This window comes from Streptomyces sp. NPDC024698, assembly GCF_055559015.1.
The window spans coordinates 396,181-409,066 of the sequence record NZ_JBVHLK010000004.1 but is presented as its reverse complement, the minus strand read 5'-3'; the positions used below and the strand labels follow the sequence as shown (position 1 = coordinate 409,066).

The 12,886-nt window shown below is 71.4% G+C and carries 9 protein-coding genes; 2 read left to right on the top strand and 7 right to left on the bottom strand.

Going from position 1 to position 12,886, the window contains the following annotated elements; genetic code table 11:
* Window position 1: 1 nt before the first annotated feature.
* Window positions 2–1,048, bottom strand: coding sequence for an energy-coupling factor ABC transporter permease (locus ACZ4AA_RS12750; protein WP_467599893.1), 1,047 nt, complete (start codon window positions 1,046–1,048; stop codon window positions 2–4).
* A gap of 290 nt (window positions 1,049–1,338) precedes the next feature.
* Between ACZ4AA_RS12750 and ACZ4AA_RS12745 the strand changes: the two genes are divergently transcribed.
* Window positions 1,339–1,695, top strand: a complete 357-nt coding sequence (locus tag ACZ4AA_RS12745) for an SsgA family sporulation/cell division regulator (RefSeq protein ID WP_467599890.1) — start codon at window positions 1,339–1,341, stop codon at window positions 1,693–1,695.
* A 30-nt stretch (window positions 1,696–1,725) separates the two neighbouring features.
* On the opposite strand, the gene ACZ4AA_RS12740 is transcribed toward ACZ4AA_RS12745, so the two are convergent.
* Complete coding sequence (locus ACZ4AA_RS12740) at window positions 1,726–3,942, bottom strand: MMPL family transporter (protein WP_467599888.1); 2,217 nt, start codon at window positions 3,940–3,942, stop codon at window positions 1,726–1,728.
* Window positions 3,943–4,118: 176 nt separating this feature from the next.
* A complete protein-coding gene (locus ACZ4AA_RS12735) occupies window positions 4,119–4,709 on the bottom strand; it encodes a TetR/AcrR family transcriptional regulator (protein ID WP_467599885.1) in 591 nt (196 codons plus the stop codon).
* Between the two features lie 327 nt (window positions 4,710–5,036).
* On the opposite strand from ACZ4AA_RS12735, the gene ACZ4AA_RS12730 reads away from it, so the two are divergent.
* Window positions 5,037–8,546: a S41 family peptidase gene (locus tag ACZ4AA_RS12730; protein ID WP_467599882.1), complete on the top strand. Its 3,510-nt coding sequence runs from the start codon at window positions 5,037–5,039 to the stop codon at window positions 8,544–8,546.
* 199 nt (window positions 8,547–8,745) lie between these two features.
* Here the strand turns inward: ACZ4AA_RS12730 and ACZ4AA_RS12725 are convergent, their stop codons facing one another.
* The 4 genes from ACZ4AA_RS12725 to ACZ4AA_RS12710 all read right to left on the bottom strand — a co-directional run bounded on the left by ACZ4AA_RS12725 (window position 8,746) and on the right by ACZ4AA_RS12710 (window position 12,671).
* Window positions 8,746–8,967 (bottom strand): hypothetical protein, encoded by a 222-nt coding sequence (locus ACZ4AA_RS12725; protein ID WP_467599879.1) that lies wholly within the window; start codon window positions 8,965–8,967, stop codon window positions 8,746–8,748.
* A 298-nt stretch (window positions 8,968–9,265) separates the two neighbouring features.
* The gene (locus tag ACZ4AA_RS12720; RefSeq protein ID WP_467599876.1) at window positions 9,266–10,150 is read right to left on the bottom strand and encodes an SDR family oxidoreductase; all 885 of its coding nucleotides are present in this window, start codon (window positions 10,148–10,150) and stop codon (window positions 9,266–9,268) included.
* On the bottom strand, window positions 10,147–11,118 hold the full coding sequence (locus ACZ4AA_RS12715) for an alpha/beta fold hydrolase (protein ID WP_467599873.1): 972 nt from the start codon (window positions 11,116–11,118) through the stop codon (window positions 10,147–10,149). Before ACZ4AA_RS12715 ends, ACZ4AA_RS12720 begins: the two co-directional genes overlap by 4 nt.
* Window positions 11,115–12,671 carry a flavin-containing monooxygenase gene (locus ACZ4AA_RS12710; RefSeq protein ID WP_467599870.1) on the bottom strand — a complete coding sequence of 519 codons (1,557 nt, stop codon included), beginning with the start codon at window positions 12,669–12,671 and terminating at the stop codon, window positions 11,115–11,117. The genes ACZ4AA_RS12715 and ACZ4AA_RS12710 overlap by 4 nt, the downstream gene beginning before the upstream one ends.
* Between the last annotated feature and the right edge of the window lie 215 nt (window positions 12,672–12,886).

Here is a 12,886-nt window from a genome sequence, read left to right as displayed (position 1 = left end):
CTCAGACGCCTTCCGGCACGGAGGCGGGCGAGGTGTCGGCCGTACGTCGCCTGCGGACCGCCCAGAAGACGCCGCTGCCCGCGGCGACGGTGGCGCCCACGCCGATCACCCCGGCGAGACCGCCCGAGAGGCGGGCGTCGGAGACGTCCTTGACGCCGTATCCGGCGAGCGGCGAGTCCTCGGAGGCGTGGGCCTTCGTCCTGGTGTCGATGCCCTTGTCCTTGGCGACCTTCTCCAGGCCGTCGGGGCTCGCGGAGGCGTAGAAGCTGACGAACCCGGCCAGGACGAGGGAGGTGACCAGGCCGGTGATCCACACCTTGCGGTGCGAGGAGCGGGCCGGGACGGGGGTGGCGGCGGGGGTGTCGACGAGTTCCCCGTTCACCCGCAGCTTGAGCCGCTGCTGGAGGCCACGGGCGCCGTACACGAGATCGGGCCGTACGGCGATGACGGCACCGACGGTGAGGGCGGTGATCACCGCCTCGCCGATGCCGATGAGGACGTGGACGCCGACCATGGCCGTGGCGACCTTGGAGAGCGCGACGTCGGTGGTGCCCCCGACCGCGTAGACGAGGGTGAAGACGACGGCGGCGGCGGGAACGGAGAGCAGGGCCGCGACGAAGGACGCGACGGTGACCGAGCGCCGCTTGCGGGGCAGCACCTTGACCAGGACGCGGAAGACCACGTACGCGACGACCGTGGTGGTGATCGCCATGTCGGTGATGTTGACGCCGAGCGCGGTGAGGCCGCCGTCCGCGAAGAGGATGCCCTGCATCAGCAGGACGACCGAGACGCACAGGAAGCCGGTGAAGGGGCCGACGAGGATCGCGGCCAGCGCGCCGCCGAGCAGATGTCCGCTGGTCCCGGCGGCGACCGGGAAGTTCAGCATCTGCACGGCGAAGATGAAGGCGGCGACCAGGCCGGCGAGCGGCGCGGTGCGTTCGTCGAGTTCGCGGCGGGCGCCTCGCAGGCTCACGGCGAGGGCGCCGGCCGCGACGACGCCTGCGGCCGCGGAGACCGGGGCATTGATGAATCCGTCAGGAACGTGCACCGTCCGATGATAATGCCTTGTTGCGAATGACTTGCAAGAGCGCGACGACGCGAACAACTTGCGAAGGGCAGGCGTACGGAGGCACTTCACGGGCGCCGGGAGGCCGGACCGCCGGACGCTCGCGGCGGATGTGACCGCCGCCGCACACATGCCGGCCCCCCGACCGGGCAGGCGTTGCCTGAGGGAGGGTCACGGACGGCCGGAGAGCGGTTTCCGCGAGATGTGCGACATTTGAATGGTGACGGGATTCACAGCCTCCACATAGGTGACGCAGCGTAAGGAGTCGGTTCATGCACGCCGTCGAACAGTACGCACGCGCTCATATCGTCACGGACACGGCCGACTCCGCCGACGACGAACACCGGGCCGTCCCGGTGGCCCTCCGGTACGACCCGGAGACGGATCCGCGGCAGGTGCGCATCACCCTGCCCGGTCCCCATGAATGGATCTTCGAGCGCGAGCTCCTGGAGCGGGGCCTGCGGGTGCCGGTCGACAGCGGTGACGTCCGCATCTGGCCGTGCGGCCGCGTCCAGGCCGTCCTGGAGTTCCACTCGGCACAAGGGGTGGCGGTCGTGCAGCTCGACACGAAGGCGCTCATGCGCTTCCTCCGCCGTACCTACACGGCCGCCACCCCGGTGGCTCACTGACTCCGGATCAGTCCGGAGGCCCGCCGCGGATCAGACGCCGACCAGCTTCCGGTCGTGGTCCCCCTCGCGCGGCTTCTCGTCGAGCGCCCGCAGCCCCTCGCCCTCGACGTCGACGTTCGGCAGCAGGCGGTCCAGCCACCCCGGCAGCCACCAGGCCCGCTTGCCGAGCAGCGCGAGCACCGCCGGGACCAGTGCCATCCGGACGACGAACGCGTCGAAGAAGACGGCGATGGCGAGGCCGAAGCCGATCATCTTGATCATCGACTCGCTGGAGCCGATGAACCCGGAGAACACGGCGATCATGATGACCGCGGCCGCCGTGACGACCCGGGCGCCGTGCTTGAACCCGGTCACGATCGCCTGGCCGGGCTTCTCGCCGTGGACGTAGGCCTCGCGCATACGGGTCACGAGGAACACCTCGTAGTCCATGGCCAGACCGAAGACCACGCCCACCATGAAGATCGGCATCATCGACATGATCGGGCCGGTCTCCTCGACGCCCATCAGGCCGGACAGCCAGCCCCACTGGAAGACCGCGACGACCGCGCCGAGCGCCGCCATCACGCTGAGCAGGAAGCCGAGAGCCGCCTTCAGCGGGACGAGGATCGAGCGGAACACCACGATCAGCAGCAGGAACGCGAGACCGACCACGAGCGCGAGATACGGGATCAGCGCGTCGTTGAGCTTCTGCGAGAAGTCGATGTTCATGGCCGTGGAGCCGGTGACGAGCACCGTCGCGTCCGTCTCGGCCTTGATGCCGGCTCCCGCGCCGCGGATCGTGTGGACGAGGTCCTCGGTCGTGACGGAGGACGGCTTCGAGTCCGGGATCACCGTGATCATCGCGGTGTCGCCGGCCTTGTTGGGGGCCGCCGGGCTCACGCTCACGACACCCTTCATGTCCTTGATCTCGTCATGGACCGTGCTGAACGCCGTCTTGGGCGCGTCGCTCGCCTTCGCGTCGACGACGACCATCAGCGGGCCGTTGAAGCCGGGCCCGAAGCCGTCGGAGAGCAGGTCGTAGGCGCGGCGCTGGGTGGTGGACACCGGCTGCGAGCCGTCGTCGGGCAGGCCCAGCTGGAGCGAGGCGGCCGGGACCGCGGCCGCGCCGAGGCCGACCACACCGAGCAGCAGCACCGCGAGCGGGCGGCGGACGACGAAGCTCGCCCAGCGCGTGCCCATGTTGGGCCTGCCCTGCTTCTTGGCGGCCCGGCGGCCGCCGAGCAGCCTGCTCTTCTGTCCGGCCGGCTGGACCCTGCGGCCCGCGTAGCCGAGCAGCGCGGGGATCATCGTCAGGGCGATGAGGACGGCGACGGCGACCGTGCCCGCCGCGGCGACACCCATCTTCGTGAGCATCGGGATGTTGACGACCGACAGTCCGACCAGCGCGATCACGACGGTCAGACCCGCGAAGACCACCGCCGAGCCGGCCGTGCCGACGGCCCGTCCGGCCGCGTCCTCGCGTTCTCGGCCCTCGGCCAGTTCGGCCCGGTAGCGGGAGACGATGAACAGGGCGTAGTCGATGCCGACCGCGAGGCCGATCATCATCGCGAGGGTGGAGGTGGTGGAGCCGAGGTCGAGCGCGCTGGCGAGCGCGGTGATCGTCGAGACGCCGATGCCGACGCCGATCAGCGCGGTCAGCAGCGGCAGTCCGGCCGCGATCAGGGAGCCGAAGGTGATGACGAGGACGACCGCGGCGATGGCGATGCCGATGACCTCGCTGGAGCCGGTCTCGGGCGTCGCCTGGAGCGCGTCACCGCCGACCTCGACGGTCAGGCCCGAGTGCCGGGCGTCCTCGGCGGCCGCCTTCAGGGCGTCCTTCGAGGCGTCCTTCAGCTCCATGCCGGAGACCTCGTACCGCACCGAGGCGTAGGCGATCGAGCCGTTCTTGCTCACGGCGTGGACCTTGAACGGATCGGTGACGGAGGTGACCTCGGAACCGGTGCCGAGCACCTTGACGGCCTTCTCGACCGCCGCCTTGTTGTCCTTGTCCGCCATCTTCTCGCCGGCGGGCGCCTTGAAGACGACCCGTGCGGTCGCCCCGTCGGCGCTCATTCCGGGGAAGCGGCTCTCCAGCAGGTCGAAGGCCTTCTGCGCCTCGGTGCCGGGGATCGAGAAGGAGGACGATCCCGCGACGGGCGCGGAGGCGGCGCCGACACCCGCGAGCGTCAGCAGTGCCACCCATATCAGGGCGGCGAAATGCCGACGCCTAAAGGCGAGTCGGCCGAGTTTGTAGAGGAACGTGGCCACGAGGGCGTACTCCCGGTCAGGTCGTGGAAGGGCAGGGGCTGGTGTGATCACCCGAGTGGGGGCAGGGGGGATCAGCCCGACGACGTGAGCGGCGCGTCAGGTGCGGGTGCGGAGGTCCGCCGGTCGGGTACGACCACGGAGATCCGGCTGGGTGGGGCAGGGGTAGGAGTGGGGTGTCAGGCGCCGAGAGCGGGGAGGACCACGGCGTCTACATACGAATGCAGGAAGGCCTGCGTCGGTGGGAGCTCGTCGATCATGGTGCGGGCGGCGAAGGCGCCGATGAGCATGTGCATCACATACTCGATCGCCGGGTTGTCCGCACGGATCTCACCTCGGTCGACACCGCGCTGGAGGACCAGGCGCAGCTCTTCCATCTCCGGCTCGATCAGCCATTCCCGGAACGCCTTCAGCAGATCCGGATTCGAGTGCGCCGCCATGGCCAGGCCCCGCATCAGCGCGGAGTCCTGCTCCATCTGGCAGTCGTCCTGCCGGAGGGTCAGTGCGTGGAAGTCGCCCCGCAGGCTCCCGGTGTCCAGGTCGGAGAACTTCAGCGGCTTCTGGTGCCGCAGCGCTTTCACGACGAGTTCGGCCTTGCCGCCCCACTGGCGGTAGAGGGTGGCCTTGCTGGAACGGGTACGGGCCGCGACGGCGTCCATCGTGAGGGCGTCGTAGCCGACCTCCCGAAGCAGGTCGAGCACGGCCGTGTAGAGCTCGGCCTCACGCTCGGGCGTGATCCGACTGCGTCGCGCCGTTGCGGCTTCAGCCATCGCACTCACCTCTCCCGCTTCGAACGACACGGATTCGTATGCCCCTGAAGATACCCTCAGACGCCAGCGAAACGAAACCGTTTCGTACGTGTGCTGGGTCACGCCGGGGTGGGCCGGGGTCGGGCGGGGCTCGGTCGGGTGGGCCGAGGGCGCGTGGGCCGGGGTCGCGTGAGTCTGCGCCGGGCGGGCGGGGGTCGCGTGCGGGGCGCGTACGTTTCCGGACGCGCCCCATGCGCACCTCCCGTCTCCCCTTCCGCACCCGCGTCCCACAACGCGCCCCCCGTGCCACGAGTTGCCGGGGTCACTCCAGCGGAAAAGCATGGGGAGGTGAGCCACGAGTACGAGAACGCGACGACGGACGAGAACTCCCCCGGCTATCTGCGCTTCCCGCATCTGAGCGGCGACCGGCTGTGCTTCGTCACCGAGGACGACCTGTGGCTGGCCCCGCTCGGCGGCCGCGGACGCGCCTGGCGGCTCACCGTCGACCGCACCAAGGTCGGCCACCCCCGCTTCTCCCCCGACGGCCGGCGGATCGCGTACACGAGCTGGCGCAGCCTCGTCCCGGAGATCCATCTGGCCCCGGTGGACGGCGGACCGGGCCGCAGGCTCACCTACTGGGGCAGCGCCGACACCCAGGTGTGCGGCTGGTCCCCCGACGGCGACATCCTCGCCGTCGCCTCGCACGGCCAGCCCTTCTCGTACTTCACCTGGGCCTACTCCGTCCCCACCGACGGCGACCCCGGCCGCAAGCAGCCCTGGGGCCCGGTCTCGGACATCGGCGTCGCCGACATCGACGGCGAGCGCAGGACCCTGCTGCTCACCGGCACCCCGCCGCACGAACCGGCCGCCTGGAAGCGCTACCGGGGCGGGGCCATGGGCCGCATCTGGCTGCACGGCCGGCAACTGGTCGCGGAGCTCGGCGGCCATCTCGCCTGCCCGATGTTCGTCGGCGGGCGCATCGCGTTCCTCTCCGACCACGAGGGTGTCGGAAACCTCTACTCGTGTTCGTACGACGGCGCCGACCTGCGCCGCCACACCGACCACGACGCCTTCTACGCCCGGCACGCCTCCTCGGACGGCACCCGGGTCGTCTACCAGTGCGCGGGCGACCTGTGGATCGTCGACAACCTGTCCCCCGAGTCGGTCCCGCGCCGCCTCGACATCGTCCTGGGCGGCCCGCGCGCGGGACGGCGTTCGTACCCGGTGCCGGCCGCCCAGCACGTGGACAGCATCTCCGTGGACGAGACGGGCCGGGCCGGCGCGGTCGTCGTGCGCGGCAGCCTGTACTGGCTCACCCACCGCGACGGCCCGGCGCGCACCATCTCGGACACCCCGGGCGTCCGGGTCCGGCTCCCCGAGATGCTCGGCTCGGGCGGCCAGGTCGCCTACGTCACCGACGCGGACGGCGAGGACGCGGTCGAGATCGCCTACCTGCCCCGCGCGAGCGGCGCCCGTGAGCCGCGCCGCCTCGCCTCCGGCCGTCTCGGCCGCGTACAGGAACTGGTGTCCGACCCCCAGGGCGAACGCCTCGCCATCGCCTCGAACGACGGGCGGCTGCTGCTGCTCGACGCCACGGAGGAACCCGGCGAGGAGGACGCGCTCGGCGGGCTCGACGCGGCGGGGGACGCGGAGGAGGGAGAGGGGGAGGGGGAGGCCGGGGGCGGTGACGCCGGTGCGTCCGGTGACGCCTCGCGGGACGGATCCGCCTCCGGGGACGAGGACGCTGACGACGGCGAGGACGATGGCGGGGACGCTGGTGGGGACGCCGACGAGAACGACGGCGGCGCGGCGGCGGGATCCGGTGACGGCACGAAGCCGGGTCCGGGAGAGGTCGTCGAGCTCATCCAGTCCATCAACGGACCGGTGACGGACCTCGCCTTCTCCCCGGACGGGGCCTGGCTGACCTGGTCGCATCCCGGGATCGGGCGCTCCCTGCGGCAGATCAAGATGGCGCGCATAAAGGACCGGCTGATCGTCGACGTCACCAACGGCCGCTTCGAGGACGAGAACCCGGTGTTCACCCGGGACGGCCGCTATCTCGCGTTCCTGTCGTGGCGCGGCTTCGACCCGGTGTACGACGTGCACACCGGGGACCTGTCCTTCCCCCTCGGCTGCCGCCCCTATCTCGTCCCCCTGTCCTCCGCCACCCCCTCCCCGTTCGCGCTGAACCCCGACGGGCGGCCCGTCGCCGGAGGCCTCGACCCGATCGAGGACGGGGCCGGCGACGGCAGCGCGACGACCGTCGAACTCGAAGGCCTGGAGAGCCGGGTGACCCCGTTCCCGGTCACGGCCTCCAAGTACTCGGCGCTGCGCCCGGTCTCGGGCGGCGGCCTGGTCTGGCTGCGCTGGCCGATCTCCGGCGCCCTGGGCGAGACGTTCGCCAACCCGGACGACACGACCGGCCGTCCGACCCTGGAGTTCTTCAACATCGCCAAGGGGAAGAAGTCCGAACTCGTCGACCATCTCGACTGGTTCGCGGTGAGCGGCGACGGGTCCCGGCTGGTCGTCGTCGACGAGGGCGACCTGCGCGCCGTGCCGTCCACCGAGTCCGGCGACAGCGACTCCACCGTCTGGATCGATCTGCGCCGCATCCTGCACGAGGTGGACCCGCCCGCCGAGTGGCGCCAGGCCTACGCGGAGGCCGGCCGCATCATCCGCGCCTACTACTGGGACCCGAACATGTGCGGCATCGACTGGGACGCGATCCTGGAGCAGTACCGCCCCCTGGTCGAACGGGTCTCCTCCCCCGACGAGTTCGCGGACCTGCTGCGCGAGGTGCTCGGCGAACTGGGCACCTCGCACGCGTACGTGAGTCCGGCGCGCCGCAACGAGGGGCCTCCCCACTACCAGCGCTGGCAGGGCCTGCTCGGCGCCAACTTCGTCTGCCGTGACGGCCATTGGATGCTGAAGCGGATCCTTCCCGGCGACTCGTCCGACTCCAAGGCGCGTTCACCGCTGGCCGGCACCGGCATCCGCGAGGGCGCCGTCCTCACCCATGTCGACGGGCGGCCGGTGAACCCGGTCACGGGACCGTATCCCCTGCTGGCGGGCGCGGGCGGTACGACGGTGGAGCTCACCTTCACCCCGGCGGAGAGCGAGGGCCGCTCCCGCCGGGTGGCCGTGGTCCCGTTGATCGACGAACGCCCCCTGCGCTACCAGGACTGGGTGGCCAAACGCCGCCAGGTGGTACGGGAGTTGAGCGGCGGACACTGCGGCTATCTGCACATCCCCGACATGGGCGGCTCGGGCTGGGCCCAGTTCAACCGCGATCTGCGGATGGAGGTCTCGCGCCCGGCCCTCATCGTCGACGTACGGGGCAACGCGGGCGGCCACATCAGCGAACTGGTCGTCGAGAAACTGACCCGCACGATCCTGGGCTGGGACCTCACGCGCGACGCCCAGCCGGTGTCGTACGCCTCCAACGCCCCCCGCGGCCCGGTGGTGGCCCTGGCCGACGAGGCAACCTCGTCCGACGGCGACATGATCACCGCCGCCTTCAAACTGCTGGAGCTGGGGCCGGTCGTGGGGCAGCGCACCTGGGGCGGTGTCGTCGGCATGACCGGCCGGCACCGGCTCGGCGACGGCACGGTCATCACGGTGCCGATGAACGCCGCCTGGTTCGACGCGTACGGCTGGTCCGTCGAGAACCACGGCGTCGCACCGGACCTGGAGATCCTGCGCACCCCGCTCGACTGGGCCGAGGGCCGTCACGCCCAGCTGGACGACGCCATCCAGCTCTCCCTCGATCTGCTCCGCACCCACCCCGCCGCCTCCCCGCCCGACCACTCGGACGTGCCCGACAGAAGAAGGCCGAAGCTCCCCCCGAGAGCGAACTGACCTCGGAGGGCGAGGGGTTCGACGGGGGCGGGGGTTCGGGTTCGAGGGGCCGAGGGTTCGAGGGTTCGAGGGGTCCGAGGGTTCGAGGGGTCCGAGGGTTCGACGCGGCGACGGACCACGGGGGCAACGGATCGCGGGCACGAGGACGGGGCGCCCTCCGTGAAGAGGGCGCCCCGTTCAGGCCGAGCGGGTGCGTCGGTCAGGCGTCGTAGTCCTGGTCGAAGCGGTCCTGGGCCTGGCGCTGAGCACGCTCGGCCTCCGGCGCGCGCTGAGCGCGCTCCGCCTCCGGCGTCGCGTGGTCACGGCCGGCCGGGGCGCGTCGGCTCGCCTCGTCCTGGCGGCCTTCGGGACGCGTCTTCTTCTTGCCGGTCTGCTGCTTCATCCGCTCGGCCTTGTCCTTGAACTGGTCCTGCATGCTCATGTTCACTCCTGTTGCGGGTGAGAGGTTCGGCCCTCGACCTCCCTTACGAACAAGGGTGGTTGTCCGGGCCTCGACCAGACTGACACGCACGGACACCGCACGCACTTCGGTCAGTCACTCACCGTGAGACACGCCGGTGGGAGGCACCGGGAGTCCCCCCGGAACACCCCCACGGCGCCCCCGTCACCGTCCGTTCGCCGCCCCTCGGCCCGTCCCCATCACGGAGCAGGCGTCTCCCGTCCCCATCACGGAGCCGGAGCCTTCCGGCCCCGACACGGAGCGGGCGCCTTCCGGCCCCTCACGGGGTGGGCGATGTCCGCTCCTGCTCGTCGGCCGCCCCGCCCGCCCCGACCAGCCCGGTGCGCACACCGCCGAGACGCGGTTCGAACCGCCGCATCTCGCGCTGCCCGACCGACCCGATGACACTCGGCAGGTACCCCCGGAGACCCTGCATCCCGCGCAGCCAGCCCTGCGCGTACACATGGCTGGAGCGGCGCTCGATCCCGGCCACGATCCGGTCGACGGCCGGTCCCAGCGGGTACGTCTTGTTGGACGGCCACGGCAGCCGCTGCCGCAACTCCCGCATCACGTCGTCCTGATCGGCCCCCCGGACCATGTCCGTGTCGGTCCAGGACAGATACCCGACGCCGACGCGCACGCCCTTGTGGCCGACCTCGGCGCGCAGACAGTGCGCGAAGGCCTCCACACCGGACTTGGAAGCGCAGTAGGCCGACATCATGGGGGCCGGAGTGATGGCGGCCAGCGACGCGATCTGGAGCAGATAGCCCCGGCTCGCCGTCAGCGCCGGCAGGAACGCCCGCGCGGTGACCGCCGATCCGATCAGGTTCACCTCGATCACCCGCCGCCAGGCGACCGGGTCGGAGTCCACGAACGGACCGCCGCTGGCGACACCCGCGTTCGCGACGAGGATGTCCACCTTCCCGAACCGCTCCTCGACCTCCCGGGCGACCCGCGCCATCGCCTCGTGGTCGGTGACGTCGGCGTACCAGTGGTCGCTCTCGCCGCGCAGCCGCTCCGAGACCCGCTTCAGTTCCTCGGCCTCCAGGCCGACCAGCGCGACCTTCGCCCCGCGCGCGGAGAGCTTGCGCGCGAGGAGTTCACCGACACCACGCGCGGCCCCCGTGACGACGGCGACCTGTCCTTCAAGACCGACCTTGCTCATGCGCCCTCCTTGATCTCTGCGTCCCGGATCTCTGCGTCCCGCTCGGCTTCCGCGGCCTTCACGGCGTACGTGGCGACGAGTTCCCTGATCCGGGCGGTCACCAGTTCCGGCGCCTCCACCGGAGTCATGTGCCCGAGGCCCGGCAGCTCGGTGCTGCCGACACAGTTCGGCAGCGCGGCCACCAGGGCTCGGGCGTGCACGACGGGGGTCAGTCGGTCCACGCTGCCCGCGATCACCGCCGTCGGCACCCTCAACTCCCTTACGCCCGCTTCGAGATCGAGCGAGGCGAGCACGGCCGACCAGGCGTGGCGCACGGCCCGCGGACAGGCGTGCACGATCCGCGCGCACGCCTCCACCATGGCGGGGGACGAACCGGGGCCCATGGTCGCGTACTTGAGGATTCGCCGGGCGAGGGGCGTGACGGGCCCGAGCGGCGCGCGCGAGCCGAGCACGGCGCCGGTGAGCCGCGTGCGCAGCCGTCCGGCACGCCAGGGCAGTACCCGCGCCTCCTCGACCAGCCGCGTGCTGCCCGTGCTGCACAGCAGCGCCGCCGCCGCGTGCTCCTGGAACCGTGGCCGCGCGGAGGCCGCCATCAGCGTCATGCCGCCCATGGAGTGACCCGCCAGCACCGCCTTCTCGCCGGGCGCGAGGGTGGCCGCGAGCACCGCCTCCAGGTCGTCGGCGAGCGCCTCGGTGCTGTACGCCGGGCCCGCGGGACTGCGTCCGTGCCCGCGCTGGTCGTAGGCGATGACCCGGTGGTCGGCGGCGAGGTCCCGGATCTGGGCCGCCCAGAAGGCGGTCGAGCAGGTCCAGCCGTGCGCGAGGACGACGGGGGGCGCGCCCTCGGGGCCGTGCACCTCGACATGCAGCCGGGCGCCGTCGGCGGAGTGCGCGATCAGTTCCCGCGCCGGCACGGGAGGCGCGTACGCCTCATGCACCTTGTGCGCCTCGTACGTCGGTCGGCTCACGCTCCTGCCTCCACCTTCTTGGTGCGGGTGCTCTTCTTGAGCGGCTCGGGCGTGGCCGCCGGCGTTTCCCCGGGTGCGGGTTCCGCGGCGCGCAGCACCTCGTACTCCCCCAGGTCGACGCGGCGCGTGGCGCCCCGGAACTCGGTCGTCGTACCGGGCCACACGGTCGTGTTGACGCCGTTGGCGTCCAGGTACCAGCTGGTGCAGCCGCCGGTGTTCCACACCGTGCGCTTCATGCGTTCCTGGACCCGGTGGTTCCAGGCGTCGACGGCCGCGGGGCGGGCGTCGAGCGCCACCCGGCCGCCGAGGACGTCCAGCTGCCGTACGAAGTCCGCCATGTAGTTCAGCTGGGACTCGATCATCAGGATCATCGAGGAGTTCCCGAGCCCGGTGTTCGGTCCGATGATCGTCATCCAGTTGGGGAACCCGGCCGCGGTGGCACCGCGCAGCGACTTCATGCCGGTCTCCCACGCCTGCGCGAGCGTCCTGCCGTCCGCGCCGACGACCCGCTCGGCGATCGGCATGTCGGTGACGTGGAAGCCGGTCCCGAAGACGATCGCGTCGGCCTCGGCCCGGGTGCCGTCGGCGGCGATCAGCGTGGAGCCGTCGATCTCGGCGAGCCCGGAGGCCACCACGTCCACGTTGGGCTGCGTCAGCGCCGGGTAGTAGGCGTTCGACAGCAGGATGCGCTTGCAGCCGATCCGGTAGTCGGGTGTCAGCTTCGCGCGCAGGTCCGGGTCCTTGACGGCCCGTGCGATGTTCCGCTTGGCCAGCCGCTCGACCAGGCCGAGTTCGTCGGGCCGCTTGGTGAACGCCTGGACCTGGAGCTCCCGGATGCCCCAGAGCAGCCCCCGCCTGGCCTGCGCGGTGAAGGGCAGCTGCCGGTGCAGCCAGCGTTCGGCGCCGCTGATGGCCCGGTCGACGCGGGGCATCACCCAGGGCGGGGTGCGCTGGAACAGGGTCAGCCGGGCGACGTCCTTCTGGATCTCGGGCACGATCTGGATCGCCGAGGCCCCGGTGCCGATCATGGCCACGCGCTTGCCGCGCAGGTCGTAGTCGTGGTCCCAGCGGGCCGAGTGGAACACCTTGCCGGTGAACGTCTCGATCCCGGGGACCGACGGGATCTTGGGGTCGGACAGCGGTCCGGTCGCGGACACCACGACGTCCGCGGTCAGGAACCCGGCGCTCGTCTCGATGCGCCAGTGCAGCTTGTCCGGGTCCCAGGTCATCATCTTGACCTCGGAGTCGAACCGCAGATGGGGGCGCAGCCGGAAGACGTCGGCCACGTGCTCCAGATAGGCGCGGATGTGCTCCTGCCCGGAGAAGGTGCGCGGCCATTCGGCGTTGGGCGCGAACGAGAACGAGTACAGGTGCGAGGGGACGTCGCAGGCGCACCCGGGATAGCTGTTGTCGCGCCAGGTGCCGCCGACGCCGCCGGCCCGTTCCAGGACCACGAAGTCGGTGATCCCCTCGCGTCGCAGCCGTACGGCGGCGCCCAGCCCGCCGAAACCGGATCCGATCACCGCCACCCGTACATGCTCGTGCTCGGTCATCCCGACGCCTCCCTGATCCACCCGACCCTGCCAGTGAACACTGGCACAATCGGGAGGGTAGAGCAGCTTCGTACTCATGGGTAGGGGTCGCGACCGGGAAAGTTACCGGGGGTACGACGTAGGGTGCGGACGTGGCCGAGGGATCAGGAAAGCGCGGCGCGGAGACGCGCGAGGGGGACGCGGAGACGCGAAACCCCGGCAGCCCCCGCGAGTAC